We start from the raw sequence: 19,179 nt of genomic DNA, 5'->3' as shown, positions 1-19,179 counted from the left end.
GACGAGGACATGGGCCCGTCTTTGGGCCCGGGACTGGGCCCTGGGGCCCTCGGCGGGACAGGGCTCCCACCCCTACGTTGCAGAGGTCGAAAGCGGTCCCGTGAACCAGGCCGCTGTTGCGTCAGCCGGAGGGGAACACCATGAGCGACCTGATGATGAAGACCGCCGTCGCGACCAAGGTCCGCGTGAACGGCTGGAGGGACACGACCGTCGAGGCCCTGCGGCGCCGCAACGCCGACAAGGGGCAGACCGCGGTCGAGTACCTGGGGATCATCGCGGTGGTCGTGCTGATCGTGCTCGCGATCACCGGCACGAGCATCGGTCAGACGATCCTCACCAAGATCAACGCACAGATCGCCAAGGTCGCTCCTTGACGCGATCCCGCCGGTACGGCGACGCAGGGCAGGCCTTCCCCATCTACATCACGGTGGTGGGGGGCCTGCTTTTTCTCGCGCTCGCGTACTTCGCGGTCGGCCAGGCAGCGGTGAACCGGAACGGCGCGCAGACCGCCGCCGACGCGGCGGCGCTCGCGGCGGCGCAGGACACCCGGGACGCACTCGCGGACCGGTGGGCTCAGGACCTGCTCGACCCGGAGAAGTGGCTGGCCATCTTCAACGGCAACGTCGACGGCATCGGTTCGACCTGCGGGCGGGCGTACGAGCTCGCCGCGCGGAACGACGCCGCCGTGCGCGACTGTGACCCCGAGGGCCTTCTCAGGTACCGAGTCGTCGTCCAGGCCAACAGACCCGTAGGGGAATCCGTCGTTCCCGGCACGGAGACACGGAAGTCCCACGCGTCCGCCACCGCCGTGATCGAACCCCGTTGCACCTTCCAGCTCCCGGCCGAGGACGCCGAAGAAGATGAAGACGTACTGCCCCTGCTCACCTGTGACGGCGAGCGATGGAAGCTGGACCCCGACGGACCGGACGAACTCCTTCCCGAGCCCGAGGACCTGTTCGAAGTCCACCTGGCGACTGACTAGCGACGACGAGTGACGAAGGAAGCGGAGCGATGAGTATGCGGATCACTGCGAAGGCCCGCAGGGGGATGGTCGCGTTGACCGCGGTGGCCGGCCTGGCTCTCGGTATGGCGGGCTGCGGCGGCGGTGGTGGCGACGACGAGAAGCCGAAGCCCTCGGCATCCGCTTCCGGGGACGGCGGATCGCAGCCGAGTGCTCAGGAGGGGCAGGAGGAGACTCCGCTGGCCGAGCTCAAGGGCACGGACGGGCTGCTGCTCCAGATCACCTCTGCCGCACGGGATTCCGGCGGCTTCGTCACCGTGAGCGGGAACCTCAAGAACGACGGCGCGGAAGCGGTGGCCATCCCGGCCCAGACGAGCGGGGACGAGACCGAGGTCGTCAAGCACGGGCAGTCGCTGGGCGGGGCGACACTCGTGGACTCCAAGGGCAAGAAGCGCTACTACGTGCTGCGTGACACGGACGGCCGCCCGCTGACGACGACGGGCCTCACCACCCTCGACGCGGGTCAGGCCCTCCCGGTGTTCATGCAGTTCCCCGCTCCGCCGACCGACACGGCCGACGTGACGTTGCAGGTGCCGACGTTCTCCAGCGGCACGATCAAGATCTCCGGGTGAGGCCCGCCATGACGCGAAACCCCACCCGTGTGGCGCCTCCGCGCCTCGCCCTGGTCCTCTCGGCCGCCACGGTCATGGTCGCCGCCAACCTGTACGGCGCGGTGGTGGCCCGGGCGGACGACGGCCCCGGCGTTCCGCCGGGAACCGAGGCGTCCGCGTCGGCGCCCGTCGAGGTCGACCCCAACGACCCCGACCTCAAGCTCCCGGAGGGCGCCACGCTCACCGAGCCGAAGGTGCTCGACATCAAGGCGATCGTGGAGGACAAGAGCGGTGACGAGCGCCGGGAGGACACGAACGCGGACGTGACGTTCGCGCTCCAGGCGGAGGTGCTGTTCGGCAAGGACAGTGCGAAGCTCGGGGCGGCGGCGAAGGCCCGTATCGCCGCGATCGCGGGCGAGATCAAGACGCAGAACGCGTCGAAGGTCCGCGTCTTCGGCTTCACCGACAACCTGGGCTCGTCCGCCCACGGCGACGTACTGTCCCGCCAGCGCGCCAACGCCGTACAGGCCGTCCTGGGCCAGGAGCTGAGCGACGCGAACATCACCTACGAGGTACGCGGATACGGCGAGCAGTTCCCGATCGCCGACAACTCCACCGAGGCCGGCCGCAAGAAGAACCGCAGGGTCGAGATCACCTTCCCCCGCACGGCGAACTGACCCGAGAGCGGCGGATGGCCCGTCGTGCGGGGGTGTGCGCCGATTTGGGTCCACGGGCCCATGCCACGGCCGTAAGCGCTTCCTACCATCGAGTGGTACTGACCGGTAAGTGCGGGACGCCACAGTTGGGTTGAGGAGCGGCCATGTCCCAGAGCGAAGTGCGCACGGTGACCCGTACATCGATCCGCCGACGCCGGGACGAGGGGCAGACGGCGGTGGAGTACGCGGGTCTGATCGCGGTCGTCGCGACGGTCGTCGCCACGCTCGCCTTCAGCGGCGTGGGCGGCCCGATCCACGCGGGGATCGGCTCCGCGGTCTGCGCGGTCGCGGGCGGGGGCTGCCCGGCCTCCGGCGACGGCGGGGACGTGCCGGTGGACGGCGACCTGAACGGGGAGCCGCTGTCGGGTACGGGCCTGGACGACTTCCTCCCCGATGACGACGAGAGCGGCAACGACGAGAGCGGGATCAGGGGCCATGGGGGAGGAGACGCCGCCGGGGAGGAGCCGGGGCTGGGTTCCGGTCCCGGACCTGTGCCAGGTGGCGCGGGGCGAGAGGACCCGGGCGCCGAGGCCGGTCATGGGCCCGGTCCCGGGGACGGCCTGCGGGAAGGCGACGGAAGCGGCGAAGGCCCCATCGGCGACGCCGGCATGATCGGCGGCGCGATCGTCGGGGGCGGCGAGGTGATCGGTGGCGCGATCATCGGCGGCGGCGGAGCGATCGGTGGCGCGATCATCGGCGGCGGCGGAGCGATCGGTGGCGCGATCATCGGCGGCTTCGGTACTGCCGACGGAATCACCGGGGGCTCGAAGGATCGGGACGCCATCCGAGGAGGCGGGAAAGCGGAGGACGGGATCAGGAAGGGCTAGGAAACTCCGCGAAGTTGGTGGGCCTTCCGTGGTACGTTCCGCCTCGCTGTGCGTTACCGCGAACCGAGGAGGTGAGACCGATCAACGCTGTGACAGGTCGGGGCTCCCTCTCTCGCATGGCCTGGGGAGTGCCCGCAGAAGGCATCCCGAAAGGCTCGAAACGCTATGCGCTTCAGCTCTGAGACGTCGTCCGACGGCGTCCGTGAACAGCTCTTCACCCTCGGCGAGATTCCCGGCGTGCTGTGGACGCCGGCAGGTGCCGCCGGTACTCGGCCCCTCATCCTGATGGGACACGGCGGCGGCCGGCACAAGAAGGACCCCGGCATCCTGGCCCGTGCGCGCCGCTTCGTGGCCGAGTGCGGTTTCGCGGTCACGGCGGTGGACGTGCCCGGCCATGGCGACCGACCGATGGATGAGGAGTTCAACCGGATCGCGACCGAGAACCAGGCTCGCGTGGCTGCCGGGGAGGAACTGGCCCCGCTGATCGCCGGTTTCCAGGCGCTCGTGGCTCGCCGGACCGTCCCGGAATGGCGGACGGTTCTGGACGCGGTCCAGGAGCTCGACCACGTCGGTGCCGGTCCGGTGGGCTATTGGGGAGTGTCGTTGGGGTGCGGACTCGGTGTTCCGTTCGTCGCCGACGAACCCCGGGTCCGCGCGGCGGTGCTGGGCCTGGGCGGGGCGCTCGCATCGGCGGAGGCCGCCGCGCGGATCACGGTCCCGGTGGAGTTCCTGGTGCAGTGGGACGATGAGCGGGTCCCGCGGGCCGACGGCCTGGCGCTGTTCGACGCGTTGGCCTCGGCCGAGAAGACCCTGCACGCCAACCCCGGCAAGCACGGGGAGATCCCGGGATTCGAACTGGACAGCACACTGCGGTTCTTCACCCGGCACCTCGGCTGACAGCCCGCGCCTGCGGTCCGCGACGTGCCGATCGGGATCCGTTCCCGGTCGGCGCGTTCGGCTAACAGCGGCGGCCCGGCCCACTCGAAGGGGTCACTTCCACCCGGGACCCCACCCGCAGCCCCCACCCCTCCATCGCCCCCGCCTCCGCCTCCAGTACATGCCGTGCACGCCACCGGGGCAGGCCCAGGCGTCCCGGGGGCATGGTGCGTACGGCGATGACGTGGAGGCGGCGGTCGAGGTAGGCCACGTCGATCGGGATGCGCATACGGAAGGTGTGGATGCTGCTGGCGGGGGAGAGGAGCAGGGCCCCGGAGAGGGAGTCCCGGCCCAGCAGGCCCCTCGTGCGGGCCCGGTAGGAGGTGGCGATCTCCAGGGGGATGACGGCCGGCGGGTTCCCCTCCGGCCAGATGGTCAACTCCCCGTGTCCGTCCGGCCAGCGACCCATTCCCGACCACCCCTCCCCGCGACCCCCCGACCGTATCGCGGACGTCAGTGCTTGCGGAGTTGTGCGGCCAGCGCGGCCAGTGCCTGGGCGGTCTCGGACAGGCTCGCCACGGCCGCCTGGAGTTCCGAGGCGACGCGGGGAGCCGTGGGGACGGCCGACGACACGGCGGCGACCGGGGTGCCGCGGTAGCCGATCGGGCCCTCGTTCCAGCGCTGGTAGTAGCCGGTGAACGCCTGACCCGCGGGTGCCTCGGCGAAGCGGACCCGGGCGAGCTGGACCTCGGAGCCGCCCGCGTTGCGGGTGATGTCGAGACGGTAGTGGCGGTAGGCCCGCGCGTTGGAGCGGAGGTGGAACTCCCGGGTCTGGAACCGCTCCGGGAACCTCTCACCGCTGCGTGTGTCCAGCGGCGTCCACGCGCGGCCGTCCTGGGAGCCGAGGAGGGTCCAGTCACGGGGGTCGCGGTCGTCGAAGTCGTTCGCCGAGGTCAGGGAGTACGAGGCGACGGCGGTGGGGCGGGCGAGGGTGAAGTCGAGATGAGCGGTCTCGTCGAACGTCAGCCACTTGCTGCGCCGGTCCTCCAGGAGGTTGTCCGCGCCCTCGCCCCCGTCGTCGAACTCGTCGCTCGCCTCGACGCCGGTCACCTCGACCTCGGAGGAGGCGGCGTGCAGTGCCACCACACCGGAGTTGCCCCGCTGGTCGCGCCAGGTCACCCGCTCGACGGACGCCCCACCGTCGTCGACGAGCAGCCGCAGCTCGTGGGAGGTGTGCCAACTGCCGCCCCACCCCTCCTCCGTGTGGAAGCGGTGCAGGACGGACGCGGACAGGTTCTCGGTGTCGTCCGAGTACGGCCGACGGTCGGCGAGCCGGCCCCGGTACTCGTACGCCGTACCGTCCGCGGCGCGGTGCACACCGTGGAAGTCGGACATGGCGGACTGGAAGCTGATGGCGGACTCGGCCCCGTCCTCGCCCCGCCAGCCGAGCTGCGCGGGCAGGGACCGCTCGTCCCGGTCGATGTGGAAGAGCAGCCGGGGCGCGGCCTGCCAGCGCGCCGAGGAGGCGTGGGCCGGGCGGAGCTCCGTGTCGTAGGTGAAGACCGAGTCCCGGGCCGCCTCCGCGGTCCGCGCGCGCTCGGAGCGGCCGCGCTCCCCCACCGGGTCCAGGGTGATCCGGTACAGCCAGAGCATGCTGCCGGACTTGTCCGAGGAGCGTATCTCCAGCGTGTTGGTGCCGGGCTTCAGCAGACGGCCGGGCACCGCGAAGACGTTGTCCTGGGGAAGGTCGCCGCCTCCGGGCACGGTGAGGTCCTCGGCCACCGTCTCCCCCTGCACCAGCACGCTCATCGGCGCGTACCCGAGGTCGGAGCCCAGCTTGGAGACGAGGGCCGTGACCGTGAGCGTCACCTGGGGGACGTCCTCCGGGTCCGCCACCTCGAACTCCAGCGCCACACTCCCGCCCGCGCTCAGCGCCACGTGCGACCCGGCGAACCGGGCCCCGTGGAACCGGACGTCGGCGTTCGCCAGCCGGCTCGGTTCGACGGAGAAGTCGGCGTAGGTGGCCTCAAATCCCATGGCTGCTCCAAGATGTGGCGGTACGTCGGTTGCGGCCGCCACGCTCCGGGCGACTGTGATCAGGACACTAATGCGCCCGACTGACAACGCCCGTCACCCGGACGGCCGTTGGGCGCCGGTTTGGGCCCACGGGCCCATCCCCCGAAAGCGCCCTCTCCCTACTCTCGGGCCGTGTCGTGCACAAGACACGGCCCAGAACCGGGGGACTTGAGGAGGGCGGCCATGGCCTCGCACGGGGGAGGAACGGAGTCGGGGGTGGCGCGGGGCGCACCCGGGTACGGGAGGGGCCTGCCCCGGCCGCTGTCCCGGGCCATGCTGCTCGTGCACGCCCTGTTCGCGCTCACGGTGGCCGGTGGCCTGGGACTGCTCCTCACGGCGGCGTCGCTCGACGCGGTCGACGGCACCCTGCTCGCCCAGGTGGCGTACGCGGCCGCCCCCGGCGTCGTCGGCTGGTGGCTGGCCCGGCGCACCTGGCGGGGCGGAACCAGGACATGGCTCGCGCTCATCGCCGTACAGGCATGGCTGATCCTCGGCTCCCTGTCCAACCTCGCCGACGGATCGGCCCGCGGTCTCACCCAGCTCCTCCTCCCCCTGCTGATCCTCTGCCTCCTGACCCGCCCGGAGAGCCGCGAGTGGTATCGCCTCGCGCACCTCGACCGGCCCGAGCGGCGCCCCTTCTCCCTGCCCCGGATGATCCGATGGCGCCGGGACGACGGCCAGACGGCGGTGGAGTACGCGGGACTGGTCGCGGTCGTCGCCGCGATCATCGCCGCGCTGCTGGTCAGCGGGCTGGGCCCGCGGATCCTCACCGGCATCCAGGCCCAGGTCTGCCGCGTCACCGGCACGGCCTGCCTGGCACCCGGCGGGGGCGACGGCGGCCCGGTGACGGCGGAGGGCGGTGACAGCGACGCCGACCCGGACCCCAGCCGTCGCGACACACCCCCTGCGACCGGGGGCGACCCCTCCGTGGTGCACCCGGTGGCCGCCGAGGACGAGATCGACGAGCCGCCGTACGAGGACCCGACCACCGGAAACGAGGAGGAGGGCGAAGGGAGCCAGGAGGACGAGGGCGAGGGCTGTTTCTCCGGCTTCGGTGCCTTCTTCGGCTGCGCCGGCGACCAGATCGGCCAGGTGGGCGGCGGCCTCTTCGTCGACGGTGTCTGGGGCGACGTCACCGGCATCTGGGACGTCGTCACCAGCCCCGTCGACACGTGGAACGGCCTGATGGACTACGGCAGTTCCCTCGGCGCCCAGTGGTGGGACGACTCCGCCGACGCCCGCGGCATGTGGGACGACGGCGACTACCTGGGCGCGATCCTCGGCTGGGGCGGATCCTCCCTCGGCACCGGCGGCACGGTCCTGTTCGACTCCTTCATCGGCGACGACGTCGTGGACCAGTGGGACGACGGCAACGAGACGCGCGCCGTCACCACCGTCATCTGGAACATCGGCTCCCTCTTCATCCCCGGCTACGGCGAGGCGAAGATCGCCGAGAAGGTCGGCTCGCTCGGCCGGCTCAGCCGGGTCGTCGACGACGCCACCGAGGCCGCCCAGGACGCCCGGCGTGCCGCCGAGGCCGGCGACCTCGACGCGGTGAAGGACGCCGCCCGCCGCGCCGACGAGTCGGCGGACGAGGCCGAGGACGCCGCCCGCCGCACCGGCTGCACCATCTCCGCACCGCCCCGCAGCACCCCCTACGACTCCACGGGCCCGCGCGGGGGACCCGGCACCGGCACCACCGTCCTCGCGGCGGCCGGCAGCCCGTACGTCGTCCTGGCGGAGGGCGGCTGCGACGAGGAGGCCCGCGAACAGGCGGAAGCGGCCCGCGCCGCCGAACGCCAGGCCTACCTCGAACGCAAACGCGCCGAGGAACCCGAACGCGCCCGCCAGGCGCTGGAGAAGAAGAAGCAGTACCCCGACCCCGAGCGCAACGACACCAGCGACCCGCGCAACTACAACGCGCCGGACTGGGCCGACGACCTCGACAGCCGCACCTACGGCGACGCCGACGCCGGCGACGGCTTCTGGGCGAGCCGCGACCGCAACCCCGCTCCCAACTGGCGCAACGAGTCCTGGCTGCGCTACCAGGAACAGATCACCGGCACCCAGCGCGGACACGAGTACGTCGTCCCGCACACCGACCCGGACGTCCCGGACGTCGAGTTCGACGGCTGGGACTCCTCCCGCCAGACCTATCTGGAGGCCAAGAACGGCTACGACAGCTTCCTGAGCGCCGACCGCACCGAACTCACCCCCTCGGGCAAGGAACGGCTTCTCGCCGAGGCACGCAGGCAGACCGAGGCGGCACGCGGCAAGGACGTCGAGTGGCACTTCTCCAACGAGGAGGTCGCAGACGCGGCCCGCGACGCGTTCGAGGACGCAGGCCTGGACATCGAGGTCGTCCACACCACCCCCGAACCGATCGCGGGCGACCGCCGCCCCGAGGCCTTCGACTGACGGGGCGGCGGGGCACGTACGACCTAGGGTGTGAAGCCGGACACGGGCGGCGGAGAGCGGGAGAGAGGGAACGGGACATGCGACGCGTGGTGCGGGGTTTCTGGGGCCCCCGGCAGGAGTCGGCGGCGGAACTCGCCGCACGATGGAGCATGACACTGGACCGGTTCGCCAGGCTGCTGCCGGAGCTGACGGGCACCTGGCACACCGTGCCCGCCTCCGGATCCGGCGAGACGATCCGGCCGGACGAAGCGTCCCTGCTCGCCGCCCTGCGTACGGCCCAGGCGGCCGACGACTGGTCGGCGGCGGACGGCACCTCGCTGCGCCTCCTCGCCGACACCGCCGCCCCCGGCTGGAAGGTGGAGCTCGCCGCACTCGCGGGCGGAACCCCGCAGTACCTGCTCCAGTCGCTGGTGGCCACGATCGTGTCCCCCGACGACGCGCCCGGCCTCCCGGACGCCGAACTTCTCGCGGCCGTCGCGGAGTCATGGGATCCGGACCACGGCGACGTCGGCGACCGGGCGGTGACGTCCGCGCTGAAGAAGGAAGCGGGCTACAGGATCGGGACACCGTCGGTCGGCTGGGTGGGCTGTCTGTCCGCAGGACGTGTGGCCCGTACGCCGTCCGAAGCGCTGCCCGAGCGCAGGGAACTCCCCACCGGCGGCACCCTCTTCACCATCGCGGCCCCCGGAGACACGGCGAGCGTCGTCAAGGCGTACCAGACCCTGAAGGCGTCGGGCGCACTCGAGCCGCTGCCCCAGCCGATGACCCGGCCGGCGCTGTGACCGCCCGCGAGGGCGAGCCCTTCGACCTGCCCCGCGCGGTGTCCGCCGTCGAGTCCGCGCTGTCCGCCGCACTCCCGGCTTCCGGACCGACAACCGATCAGGGGGAACCGGGGACCGGCGCATGGGCGTCGACGCACGGTGAGGGGTTCCTGCTCCTCCCCGTCTGGGAGAGCGAAGCCCTCACGGGCGTGTACGGCCGCGAATGGAACGAGGCGGAGGAGAGGGCGGAGATGCACCTGACGGCACTGGCGGCGCATCTGGACGCCCGCTTCGGCCCGCACCGCACACTGGTCATGCGCCCGACGGGAGTTGCCCGCCCGGAACCCTTCCGCACCCTCCTGGCCAAGGACTGTCTCGGGGACCTGAAAGTCTGGGGCCCCTCGCCGTCCGGCCGTTGGACCGCGCTCTCCCTCAACCAGTCCGACGGGGACGCCCCGATGATCCTCACGGCCCTCATCACGGACCGCCCGCTCAGTTGACCCCAGCCACTCTGGTGCCTGTACTCACCCAGCCGATAGCTTTGGATTCGCTGAAGAGAAGCCTCGCCCTCCCGGGAGCCGACTGTGAACCGCCGCCCCACCCTGCTCGCAGCGCTCGCGCTGACCGCCACCGCGGCCCTGACGCTGTCCGCGTGCGGTAGCGACGACAGCCCGTCCAAGGACAAGGACAACGACAAGATCGCGGGAGCGGACACGGGGGGTGAGAAGTCGGCGTCCCCGAGCGCCGACGCCCCGGACTCCGGGGGACGCCCGAAGATCACGTTCCCTTCCGACGCGAAGAACGTCTTCGAGGGCGACAAGACAGGCGATCCGGTGAAGGACGCCGTTCTCGCCGACAACGCTCTCGGCGTCAATGCCGTCGACGAGGCGATTTTCCAGGGCAGTACGGACACCAAGGCGCTCGGCTTCTACAACACGGAGAAAGCCCTGGAATCCTCGATCACCTACGCGCAGCGCTATATCGACGGCAACGACACGTGGACGGGCGTGACGCGGTACTTCAACCGCAAGGCGACGCTGGACGGCGCCGACAAGGCCTATGTCACGTACTGCTCCGACGAGAGCAAGTCGTTCATCAAGAGCAAGAAGACCGGCAAGGTCGACAAGTCGGCGGCCACCTCGGACAGTTACGTGCTGTACAACACCGCGCTCAAGAGGAACGCCGACGGCGTCTGGCAGACCACCAACATCGTGTCCGAGAGGGGGGCCGACGAATGCCAGCCGTAAGGAACGTTCGGCGGGCGGCGGCGACGGTTCTGGCTACCGTGTGTGTTTCCGCCCTCTTGTCCCAAGCGGCGTACGCCGGCCGGGACAAGTACGGAAACAACGGCGACAAGCAACAGACCGCCAACGCCGACGACAAGGGCAACCTCTCCGTCCAAGTGGGCGGCGTCAAATTCGACTACTCCAAGAACGGCACCGGTGACAAGGCCGGCGCCCTGGCCTCCTCCACCTCCTGGAGTCCTCCCCCCTGCTGGTACGCCCCCATGTTCACCCCCGAGCAGCTGCAGAACTACCTGGAGCCGATCTGGGAAGCCGGCTCCACGGGATACGAGTGGGACGCCAAGCAGCGGGAGAAGTACGACGCGGACGACGAGAAGAAGGGCTTCAACAAGGACAAGTCCGGCAAGGGCTACTGGTGGGGGTCGTACGTCGACCGGAGCTTCCCGCCGGGCTGGGACTCCTGCACGAAGGACTACTTCTGGGTGGACACGGGCGACGCCCCGCCCGCCGACGTGGAGAACGCCGTCACCCCCGAGATCCTCGCCGAACTCGCCTACGCCCAGATCCGTGTTCCGGGTACGGAGGTGACGCTGGCCCCCGCCGAGGAGACCAAGGTGAACCTTCCGACGTGGGCGTGGCTGGACGGCGCGGAGTTCAAGCCGGTGTCGGTCACCGCGTCCGTCCCGGTGCTGGGTATGAACGCGACGGCCACGGCGGAACCGGTCTCCCTGGAGATCAAGGCGGGCACCCCCGACGCGGAGACCTATCCGGCGTCCGGCGTGTGCGAGATCAACGACGGCCGGATCGGCGAGAAGTACGAGAAGGGCAACGCGGACCGGACCCCGCCGTGCGGCGTGAAGTACCTGCGCTCCTCGGGCGAGGGCACGTTCCCCCTCCAGGCGACGGTCACGTGGGAGATCCACTGGACCGGCTCCGGAGGCGCGGGCGGCGACCTCCCGGACGGCCAGTTCGGCGCGACCCAGGACGTCACGGTCCAGGAGATCCAGGCCATCAACCGCTGACCCGTCCGGCCCGTTTGAGCCCGTGGCCGTACGTGGGTAGGAACCCCGCATGACCACACTCGGCGCAGTCTTCCGCCCCCAGCTCGCTCCCGAGCGGCTCCGTTCCGTCGCCCGGCTCGCCGATGACAGCGGGCTCGAGGAACTCTGGCTGTGGGAGGACTGTTTCCGGGAAGGCGGGATCTCCACGGCCGCCGCCGCGCTGGCGTGGACCGAGCGGGTGCGGGTGGGCGTCGGGCTGCTGCCCGTGCCGCTGCGGAACGTGGCGGTCACGGGCATGGAGGCCGCCGGGCTGTACCGGATGTTCCCGGGGCGCCCGATCCTCGCCGTGGGGCACGGCGTACAGGACTGGATGGGGCAGGTCGGGGCGCGGGCCGAATCGCCGCTGACCCTGCTGCGCGAGCATCTCGCCGCGCTGCGGGCCCTGTTGCGTGGTGAGCGCGTCACCACCGAGGGGCGGTACGTCCGGCTCGACGACGTCGCCCTCGACTGGCCGCCGCAGGAACCGGTGCAGGTGCTGGCCGGCGGCACCGGACCCAGGACCGTGCGGCTCACCGGTGAGGCCGCCGACGGGACCGTCCTCACCGCCAACACCTCACCCGAGGGCGTGCGACAGGCGCGCCGGCTCGTCGAGGAGGGGCGCGCCGCCGCGGGACGTACCGCCGAACCCCACCGAACCGTCGTCTACCTCCTCGCCGCCACCGGGCCCGGCGCGGCCGCGCGGCTGCGCGCCGAACTGGTCGCCGAGGGCGTCGGCGGGGAACCGGAGATCGGGGTCGCCGGGGACGCGGAGGCCGTCGCCAAGGCCGTACAGCGGCTTGCCGAAGCCGGGGCGGACTCCGTCGTCCTTCAGCCGACCGGTGACGAACCCGACCCGGAGGGCTTCGTGCGGTTCGTGGCGGAGGAAGTGCGCCCACTGGTGCCGTCATAACGGAGAAGACAGCACGCGGCCGCTCCCGGCATGATCGGTGCATGACCGACAAGGCGAGCGGGCGGACCTTCGAGGACCTCGTCGAGGAGGGCGCCTCCGTGCCCACCGAGGGGTGGGACTTCTCCTGGTTCGAGGGGCGGGCGAGCGAGGCCCGGCCCTCCTGGGGGTACGCCACGGCGGTGGCCGCCCGGCTGGGCGCGGCCGAGGCCGTACTCGACATCCAGACCGGGGGAGGGGAGGTGCTGGACTTCGCCCTCGCCCACGCTCCCCGGCGGCCCGGGCTCGCCGTCGCCACCGAGGGCTGGCCGCCCAACGTCGCCAAGGCCACGGCCGTACTCCGGCCGCGCGGTGTCGCCGTCGTCGCCTCGCCCGAGGACGCGTCCCTGCCCTTCGCGGACGGCGCCTTCGACCTCGTCGTCAGCCGGCATCCCGTGGAGGCCCGGTGGCAGGAGATCGCGCGGGTGCTCGCCGACGGCGGCGTGTACTTCGCCCAGCACGTCGGACCCGGCAGCGTCCACGAACTCGTCGAGTACTTCCTCGGCCCCCAGCCGGACGAGCGGCGCGACGCGCGGCACCCGGACCGTGAACGGCGCGCGGCCGAGGCCGCCGGACTGGAGATCGTCGACCTGCGGGCCGAACGGCTGCGCATCGAGTTCTACGACATCGCCGCCGTCGTCCACTTCCTGCGCAAGGTGATCTGGATGGTCCCCGGGTTCACCGTCGACGCGTATCTGCCGCGGCTGCGCGCCCTGCACGAACGGATCGCAGCCGAGGGGCCCTTCGTGGCCCACAGCACCCGGCATCTCTTCCACGCCCGCAAGGGCACGGGCGCCCGCTCCGGACAGGTGTGAGTTTCCGCATCGTTATCGGATGCGGCTGGTCTCCGGAGCGGGCCGTCGCATAGGTTCGGACCAAGTTGATTCGCGTCAGCAAAGCTGCGCGGGATGGCGGTACCGCGCGGTGGAGGGGGCTGCGCGGTGCCCCGATTCACGTCTCCTCGCACCCTCCCGGGTCAACCCGGTGACCCTGCCCGGGTCGTCCGTCGGAGGGAAGGCCGAAAGTGCGGTCACCCGGTCGGCGGCAGGTGTCCCATCCGGCACAGAGCCCCCTCACCGCACGCTTTTCACGCGATTCAGCCGGTTTTCGGCCACCTCGAACCCCGGAATGATGCCTTCCGTGCCCCTCTGCGCGTCGCCGGGCGACTTCGGAGAGTAGTTGTGTCGCGCCAATGTACGCAGCATCACTTACGAAGGGTTATGGTGGAAACCCCCCCTCGGGCCGGTCCGTATCCCCCCCCCACGGACCGGCCCGTTTTTTCTTGCCCCGAACCGGGGCCCCGCCCAGCCGCACGCAGCAACCCGCCCAGCCGCGGGCAATCGTGCCGCTGGGGCGGCACGGGTGGGCGCGGCGGCACCCGGCAAACCCCCTCGGCCCCCGTACGCCCGACGGCCACCCCCGCCCCGGACGTTGAGGACCCCTGCCCCCGCGGGGGTAGGCTTCGCCTTCGGGGACCGCCAACGGACAGGGGCCGCCCGCGGCCGAGACCGGGCCGCTTGCCGCGTGAGGCGGCGGGGAGCGCCGAGCCTGTCCGATCCGTACGGAGGGGCTGACGATCACGTGAACCTGCGCGACAAGCTGCGTGGCCTGCTGGTCAGGCTGTACGCACGCCGGGTGGAAGGCCACCTGGACACCGCTCAGGTGCCGGGGCACATCGGCGTCATCATGGACGGCAACCGCCGCTGGGCGAAGGCCTCGGGTTCCAGTACCGTCCACGGCCACCGGGCCGGCGCGGACAAGATCGGCGAGTTCCTGGGCTGGTGCAGCGAGGCGGACGTCGAGGTCGTCACCCTCTGGCTGCTGTCGACGGACAACTTCGACCGGCCCAAGGACGAACTCGTCCCCCTCCTCGGCATCATCGAGGACGTGGTCCGCACCCTTGCCGCCGACGGACGCTGGCGGGTCCACCACGTCGGCACGCGCGATCTCCTGCCCTCGGGGATGCAGACCACCCTCAAGGAGGCCGAACAGGCGACCGCGGACGTCAAAGGGATAGTGGTCAACGTCGCCATCGGCTACGGCGGCCGCCAGGAGATCGCCGACGCCGTACGGTCCATGCTGCTGGACGCCCAGGAACGGGGCACCTCGATGGACGAGCTCGCCGAGGCCGTCGACATCGACATGATCGGGCGTCACCTCTACACCCGCGCCCAGCCCGACCCGGACCTCGTCATCCGCACCAGCGGCGAACAGCGGCTGTCCGGATTCATGCTCTGGCAGACCGCGCACTCGGAGTACTACTTCTGCGACGTGTTCTGGCCGGCCTTCCGCAAGGTCGACTTCCTGCGCGCACTGCGCGACTACGCCGCCCGCCACCGGCGCTACGGCGGCTGAGCACCCGCTTTCCCACCGCGCACCCATCGCGCGTCACACGGAGTTCACCGGCGCGCCGTCATATGCCGTGGCATGGCGGCGCCTGTTCGAGGGCATAAGCCAGACAGGTCGACACCCGAACCACGGGTGTCGGATCTCAGCGGGCGGCGCAGAGCCGTCCGCCCGGGAGGCCCTTTGCACCAGCCCGACCGTGCGGTCACGGCACGGAAGAAGCGGCGGAGGGCCGGTTCCCGGCCCGCTGTGCAAGCGGGCCGTCGACCGGTCCAGTCCCGCCTCGTCGCTCCCCGACCTCATCCGAGGGGGTACGTCCTTCCGTGGTGACCAGCGCAAAGCGCCACAAGCCAGACCGGCGCACCTACGTTCTCGACACCAGCGTCCTGCTGGCCGACCCCAACGCCCTCACCCGCTTCGACGAGCACGAAGTCGTGCTCCCCGTCGTCGTGGTGACCGAGCTGGAGGCCAAGCGGAACCACCCCGAACTCGGCTACTTCGCCCGCCAGGCACTGCGCCTGCTGGACGACTACCGGGTGCGGTACGGCCGTCTCGACGCCCCCATTCCGACCGGGGACGTCGGCGGGACCCTGCGGGTCGAGCTCAACCACTCGGACCCCAGCGTGCTGCCCAGCGGCTACCGCCTGGGGGACAACGACTCCCGCATCCTCGCGGTCGCCCGCAATCTGCAGGCCGAGGGGTTCGACGTCACCGTGGTGTCGAAGGACCTCCCGCTCAGGATCAAGGCGTCCTCCGTGGGCCTCCTCGCCGAGGAGTACCGGGCGGAGCTCGCCATCACGGACTCCTCCGGCTGGACCGGAATGTCCGAACTGACCCTGCCCGGCGAGCAGGTGGACATCCTCTTCGAGGAGGGGCACGTGTATGTGCCCGAAGCCGCCGGCCTGCCCGTGCACACCGGGCTGACCATCCAGTCGGAGCGCGGCAAGGCGCTCGGCCGGGTCACGGCCGACGGCAGCGTCCGGCTGGTGCGCGGCGACCGGGAGGCGTTCGGCATCAAGGGCCGCAGCGCCGAGCAGCGCATCGCGCTCGACCTGCTGCTCGACCCGGACGTCGGGATCGTGTCCATGGGCGGCCGGGCCGGCACCGGCAAGTCGGCGCTGGCCCTGTGCGCGGGCCTGGAGGCGGTGCTGGAGCGCCGTCAGCACCAGAAGGTGATGGTCTTCCGTCCGCTGTACGCGGTGGGCGGCCAGGAGCTCGGCTATCTGCCCGGCTCCGAGGCGGAGAAGATGAGCCCCTGGGCGCAGGCCGTGTTCGACACCCTGTCGGCGGTCACGAGCCGGGAGGTCATCGAGGAGGTCACCGCGCGCGGCATGCTGGAGGTCCTGCCGCTCACCCACATCCGGGGCCGCTCGCTGCACGACGCGTTCGTCATCGTGGACGAGGCCCAGTCACTGGAGCGGAACGTCCTGCTGACCGTTCTGTCGCGGATCGGGGCCAATTCGCGGGTCGTTCTGACCCACGATGTCGCCCAGCGGGACAATCTGAGGGTCGGTCGGTACGACGGTGTGGTCGCCGTCGTCGAAAAGCTGAAGGGGCATCCGCTGTTCGCGCATGTCACCCTGACGCGGTCCGAGAGGTCCCAGATCGCCGCGCTTGTGACCGAAATGCTCGAGGACGGGCAGATCTGACCCCCGGAATCCAACAAGGGTCGGTTACGCGGTAGTTGGCGCCGTCCGGAAAGGCGTAGAGCCTAGCCGGGCGGCGTCGGCGTGTGTGGGGATTTCCGGGATTCCCTGGGGCCAAACGAGATGTGAGCTTTCACACGCAACGGAGAATTGCCTTGCGCCGCCGTGTTACGGCAGAGTCTCACTCCTGTCAGGCCCCGCATACGACACAGCTGTGCCCCTGGGGGTGCCGCCCACGCCCTTAAGGCAGTGGGGGAGGTACGGCGCCTCAGTTTTAACTCCATAGCGTCGTCGTATGCCGCCCGAGCACCACGCGGCGCTCCTTCCGCAGGAGTTGCCCACCGGGCCCGTGCCTCCCGTGACCAGTAGTGGGGGAGGCCAGTGGCAAGGGGCACGATTGCGTCCGCGAGGGTCACCGAAGCGGGCGATGCTGGAAGGAAACCGTGTGAGCCGGATGTCGGTCCGGGGATTCGCAGTGGCCTCGGCCACGGCGGTCACCGCTGTCGGAAGCGTCGTCGGTGTTGCCTCGGGCAGCGTCGCGCAGAACAACGACGCCGAAGCGACGGCAAGCGGCACCACGCTGCTCGCGGACATCCCCGCGGGCCAGCAGGCCCAGGTGCAGACCGCGTCCCTGACGCAGCAGGCCGAGACGATGGCCATCGCGGCGGACGCCAGCGCGAAGAAGGACGCGGAGGAGGCCGCCCGCAAGGCCGCCGCCGAGACCGCGGTCGCGAAGAAGCAGGAAGCGGCCGAGAAGGCCGAGCAGGAGGCCAAGGAGCGCGCCGAGGCCAAGGCCGCCGCCAGCCGCTCCGCCACCCGTGACGCGTCCAGCTTCGCTGTCCAGTCGTCCTACACCATCGCCGAAGTGCAGGCGATGGCCCGGCAGATCGTGCCGGCGGACCAGTTCCAGTGCTTCAGCACCATCGTGGACCACGAGTCCAGCTGGAACTACCAGGCCGACAACCCCACCTCCGACGCCTTCGGCCTGATGCAGGCGCTCCCCGGTTCCAAGATGGCCTCGGCCGGAGCCGACTGGGCGACCAACCCGGCCACCCAGATCAAGTGGGGCCTCGGCTACATGAACGACCGCTACGGCAGCCCGTGCGACGCGTGGAACTTCTGGCAGGCGAACCACTACTACTAGAAGTACCCGAGCCGGCCGCCTCACCGCCCCGCTCAACCCTGGCGCAGCCCCGCACCGTCCTACGGTGCGGGGCTTTCGCCATGTACGGTCTGACCGACGACTCCAGGGGTGAGTGGTGGGGAGAAACGGGGGAAGAGGACGGATCATGTCGCGAGTGCCAGGATGGCTCGGCCGGGTCGGAGCCGGACTGACCGAGGTCAGCAAGCGGTTGGAGGAGCGCCGCGCGGAGGTGGAGGGGGAGCGCCGTCCGGACCCGGCTCCCGAACCCGAACCCGTAGCCGGACCCGTACCGGAGGACGCGCCGCCGTCCGGCCAGGAGCCGGCCCCGCGCGAGTACGCGGCCGCCCCGGTGATCCCGGTCCGCCCGGATCCGGCGCAGGCCGTGCCCTGGGGCGTACGGGTCGCCGCCGAGGCCGGCTGGCGGCTGCTGGTGCTGGCGGGCACGGTCTGGGTCCTCATGCGGGTCATCAGCGCCGTACAGCTGGTCGTGCTGGCGTTCGTCGCCGCGCTGCTGATCACCGCGCTGCTGCAGCCGACGGTGACCCGGCTGAAGCGGATCGGCGTGCCGCGCGGCGCGGCCACCGCGCTGACGGCGCTGTTCGGGTTCGTCGTGATCGGCCTCATCGGCTGGTTCGTGACCTGGCAGGTCATGGAGAACATCGACCATCTCTCCGACCAGATCCAGGACGGCATCGACGAACTGCGCAACTGGCTGCTGAACAGCCCCTTCCACGTCACCGACAAACAGATCAACGAGATCGCCAAGAACCTGCGGGAAGCGGTCGGCGCCAACACCGAGCAGATCACCTCGGCGGGCCTGGAGGGCGTGACCGTCGTGGTCGAGGCGCTCACCGGCATCCTGCTCGCGGTCTTCTCGACGCTGTTCCTGCTCTACGACGGCAAGCGGATCTGGGAGTGGTCGCTGAAGCTCGTGCCCGCGGCGGCGCGTCCGGGGGTCGCCGGGGCGGGTCCGGCGGCGTGGCGGACGCTCACGGCGTATGTGCGCGGCACGGTGATAGTGGCTCTGATCGACGCGATCTTCATCGGGCTCGGGATCTACTTCCTCGATGTGCCGATGGCGGTGCCGCTGGCCGTGTTCATCTTCCTGTTCTCGTTCATCCCGCTCGTGGGCGCGGTGGTGTCGGGGGCGCTGGCGGTGGTCGTCGGGCTGGTCACGCAGGGCGTGTTCACCGGCGTGATGGTGCTGGTGGTGGTGCTCGCGGTGCAGCAGATCGAGGGGCACATCCTGCAGCCGTTCATCCTGGGACGGGCGGTGCGGGTGCATCCGCTGGCGGTGGTGCTGGCGGTGGCGTCGGGCGGGATGGTGGCGGGGATCGGCGGTGCGGTGGTCGCGGTACCGCTGGTCGCGGTCACGAACACGGTCGTCGGCTACCTGCGGCGCTACGCCCACGACAGCGCGCTGTCCCACACCCCACGCCCCCATGGCGCAACGGCCCTCTCAGCAGCGCGAACCCCCACACCCCCCGAGGACGAACCCCCGCCCCCCACCGAAAAGTAGCGCCGCGGTCCGCGCGGCTGCGGCCAGTCGTGCCGCTGGGGCGGCACG

The 19,179-nt window shown here is 71.1% G+C and carries 19 protein-coding genes; 17 read left to right on the top strand and 2 right to left on the bottom strand.

The window, feature by feature from the left end; all coding sequences use genetic code 11:
• The first annotated feature begins 140 nt into the window (after window positions 1–140).
• From IF28_RS0116840 to IF28_RS0116815, 6 genes are all read left to right on the top strand, one after another.
• Window positions 141–374: a hypothetical protein gene (locus tag IF28_RS0116840; RefSeq protein WP_030220428.1), complete on the top strand. Its 234-nt coding sequence runs from the start codon at window positions 141–143 to the stop codon at window positions 372–374.
• Entirely contained in the window at window positions 371–982 is a 612-nt protein-coding gene (locus IF28_RS0116835; protein ID WP_030220424.1) for a pilus assembly protein TadG-related protein, read from the top strand. The genes IF28_RS0116840 and IF28_RS0116835 overlap by 4 nt, the downstream gene beginning before the upstream one ends.
• 29 nt (window positions 983–1,011) lie before the next feature.
• Window positions 1,012–1,593: a hypothetical protein gene (locus IF28_RS0116830; RefSeq protein WP_030220420.1), complete on the top strand. Its 582-nt coding sequence runs from the start codon at window positions 1,012–1,014 to the stop codon at window positions 1,591–1,593.
• 8 nt (window positions 1,594–1,601) lie between these two features.
• A complete protein-coding gene (locus tag IF28_RS0116825; RefSeq protein ID WP_030220417.1) occupies window positions 1,602–2,249 on the top strand; it encodes an OmpA family protein in 648 nt (215 codons plus the stop codon).
• Between the two features lie 143 nt (window positions 2,250–2,392).
• The gene (locus IF28_RS0116820; protein ID WP_030220413.1) at window positions 2,393–3,115 is read left to right on the top strand and encodes a Flp family type IVb pilin; all 723 of its coding nucleotides are present in this window, start codon (window positions 2,393–2,395) and stop codon (window positions 3,113–3,115) included.
• Between the two features lie 165 nt (window positions 3,116–3,280).
• Window positions 3,281–4,012, top strand: a complete 732-nt coding sequence (locus IF28_RS0116815; protein ID WP_030220410.1) for a dienelactone hydrolase family protein — start codon at window positions 3,281–3,283, stop codon at window positions 4,010–4,012.
• A gap of 61 nt (window positions 4,013–4,073) precedes the next feature.
• Here the strand turns inward: IF28_RS0116815 and IF28_RS0116810 are convergent, their stop codons facing one another.
• Both IF28_RS0116810 and IF28_RS0116805 read right to left on the bottom strand, forming a co-directional pair.
• Window positions 4,074–4,460 (bottom strand): DUF192 domain-containing protein, encoded by a 387-nt coding sequence (locus IF28_RS0116810; RefSeq protein ID WP_030220405.1) that lies wholly within the window; start codon window positions 4,458–4,460, stop codon window positions 4,074–4,076.
• A 44-nt stretch (window positions 4,461–4,504) separates the two neighbouring features.
• Window positions 4,505–6,028, bottom strand: coding sequence for a hypothetical protein (locus IF28_RS0116805; protein WP_030220403.1), 1,524 nt, complete (start codon window positions 6,026–6,028; stop codon window positions 4,505–4,507).
• A gap of 222 nt (window positions 6,029–6,250) precedes the next feature.
• On the opposite strand from IF28_RS0116805, the gene IF28_RS0116800 reads away from it, so the two are divergent.
• From IF28_RS0116800 to IF28_RS0116750, 11 genes are all read left to right on the top strand, one after another.
• Window positions 6,251–8,485: a Tox-REase-5 domain-containing protein gene (locus IF28_RS0116800; protein ID WP_030220398.1), complete on the top strand. Its 2,235-nt coding sequence runs from the start codon at window positions 6,251–6,253 to the stop codon at window positions 8,483–8,485.
• A gap of 77 nt (window positions 8,486–8,562) precedes the next feature.
• Entirely contained in the window at window positions 8,563–9,267 is a 705-nt protein-coding gene (locus IF28_RS0116795; RefSeq protein WP_030220394.1) for a hypothetical protein, read from the top strand.
• A complete protein-coding gene (locus IF28_RS0116790; protein ID WP_030220391.1) occupies window positions 9,264–9,746 on the top strand; it encodes a hypothetical protein in 483 nt (160 codons plus the stop codon). Before IF28_RS0116795 ends, IF28_RS0116790 begins: the two co-directional genes overlap by 4 nt.
• Before the next feature lie 84 nt (window positions 9,747–9,830).
• A complete protein-coding gene (locus IF28_RS0116785) occupies window positions 9,831–10,493 on the top strand; it encodes a hypothetical protein (protein ID WP_030220389.1) in 663 nt (220 codons plus the stop codon).
• The gene (locus tag IF28_RS0116780) at window positions 10,481–11,512 is read left to right on the top strand and encodes a hypothetical protein (protein WP_030220387.1); all 1,032 of its coding nucleotides are present in this window, start codon (window positions 10,481–10,483) and stop codon (window positions 11,510–11,512) included. Before IF28_RS0116785 ends, IF28_RS0116780 begins: the two co-directional genes overlap by 13 nt.
• Before the next feature lie 49 nt (window positions 11,513–11,561).
• Window positions 11,562–12,440 carry an LLM class flavin-dependent oxidoreductase gene (locus tag IF28_RS0116775; RefSeq protein ID WP_030220384.1) on the top strand — a complete coding sequence of 293 codons (879 nt, stop codon included), beginning with the start codon at window positions 11,562–11,564 and terminating at the stop codon, window positions 12,438–12,440.
• Between the two features lie 41 nt (window positions 12,441–12,481).
• Window positions 12,482–13,291, top strand: coding sequence for a class I SAM-dependent methyltransferase (locus tag IF28_RS0116770; protein WP_030220381.1), 810 nt, complete (start codon window positions 12,482–12,484; stop codon window positions 13,289–13,291).
• 766 nt (window positions 13,292–14,057) lie between these two features.
• Window positions 14,058–14,831, top strand: a complete 774-nt coding sequence (locus IF28_RS0116765; RefSeq protein WP_030220377.1) for an isoprenyl transferase — start codon at window positions 14,058–14,060, stop codon at window positions 14,829–14,831.
• 314 nt (window positions 14,832–15,145) lie between these two features.
• Window positions 15,146–16,471 (top strand): PhoH family protein, encoded by a 1,326-nt coding sequence (locus IF28_RS0116760; RefSeq protein WP_030220374.1) that lies wholly within the window; start codon window positions 15,146–15,148, stop codon window positions 16,469–16,471.
• Between the two features lie 442 nt (window positions 16,472–16,913).
• On the top strand, window positions 16,914–17,612 hold the full coding sequence (locus tag IF28_RS0116755; RefSeq protein ID WP_030220371.1) for a transglycosylase SLT domain-containing protein: 699 nt from the start codon (window positions 16,914–16,916) through the stop codon (window positions 17,610–17,612).
• Window positions 17,613–17,757: 145 nt separating this feature from the next.
• Window positions 17,758–19,131 carry an AI-2E family transporter gene (locus tag IF28_RS0116750; RefSeq protein WP_030220368.1) on the top strand — a complete coding sequence of 458 codons (1,374 nt, stop codon included), beginning with the start codon at window positions 17,758–17,760 and terminating at the stop codon, window positions 19,129–19,131.
• The last annotated feature ends 48 nt before the right edge of the window (window positions 19,132–19,179 follow it).

The organism is Streptomyces sp. NRRL WC-3626, from assembly GCF_000718785.1.
Classification (GTDB): domain Bacteria; phylum Actinomycetota; class Actinomycetes; order Streptomycetales; family Streptomycetaceae; genus Streptomyces; species Streptomyces edwardsiae.
The sequence above is the reverse complement of the archived record's forward strand: the minus strand, read 5'-3'. Positions and strand labels throughout refer to the sequence as shown.

What these genes read in the sequence shown, in the direction of transcription:
- IF28_RS0116840 (WP_030220428.1), top strand. Translation starts at nt 141, where the DNA reads ATGAGCGACCTGATGATGAAGACCGCCGTCGCGACCAAGGTCCGCGTG.
- IF28_RS0116830 (WP_030220420.1), top strand. Translation starts at nt 1,012, where the DNA reads ATGAGTATGCGGATCACTGCGAAGGCCCGCAGGGGGATGGTCGCGTTG.
- IF28_RS0116825 (WP_030220417.1), top strand. Translation starts at nt 1,602, where the DNA reads ATGACGCGAAACCCCACCCGTGTGGCGCCTCCGCGCCTCGCCCTGGTC.
- IF28_RS0116820 (WP_030220413.1), top strand. Translation starts at nt 2,393, where the DNA reads ATGTCCCAGAGCGAAGTGCGCACGGTGACCCGTACATCGATCCGCCGA.
- IF28_RS0116815 (WP_030220410.1), top strand. Translation starts at nt 3,281, where the DNA reads ATGCGCTTCAGCTCTGAGACGTCGTCCGACGGCGTCCGTGAACAGCTC.
- IF28_RS0116810 (WP_030220405.1), bottom strand. Translation starts at nt 4,460, where the DNA reads ATGGGTCGCTGGCCGGACGGACACGGGGAGTTGACCATCTGGCCGGAG.
- IF28_RS0116805 (WP_030220403.1), bottom strand. Translation starts at nt 6,028, where the DNA reads ATGGGATTTGAGGCCACCTACGCCGACTTCTCCGTCGAACCGAGCCGG.
- IF28_RS0116800 (WP_030220398.1), top strand. Translation starts at nt 6,251, where the DNA reads ATGGCCTCGCACGGGGGAGGAACGGAGTCGGGGGTGGCGCGGGGCGCA.
- IF28_RS0116795 (WP_030220394.1), top strand. Translation starts at nt 8,563, where the DNA reads ATGCGACGCGTGGTGCGGGGTTTCTGGGGCCCCCGGCAGGAGTCGGCG.
- IF28_RS0116780 (WP_030220387.1), top strand. Translation starts at nt 10,481, where the DNA reads ATGCCAGCCGTAAGGAACGTTCGGCGGGCGGCGGCGACGGTTCTGGCT.
- IF28_RS0116775 (WP_030220384.1), top strand. Translation starts at nt 11,562, where the DNA reads ATGACCACACTCGGCGCAGTCTTCCGCCCCCAGCTCGCTCCCGAGCGG.
- IF28_RS0116770 (WP_030220381.1), top strand. Translation starts at nt 12,482, where the DNA reads ATGACCGACAAGGCGAGCGGGCGGACCTTCGAGGACCTCGTCGAGGAG.
- IF28_RS0116750 (WP_030220368.1), top strand. Translation starts at nt 17,758, where the DNA reads ATGTCGCGAGTGCCAGGATGGCTCGGCCGGGTCGGAGCCGGACTGACC.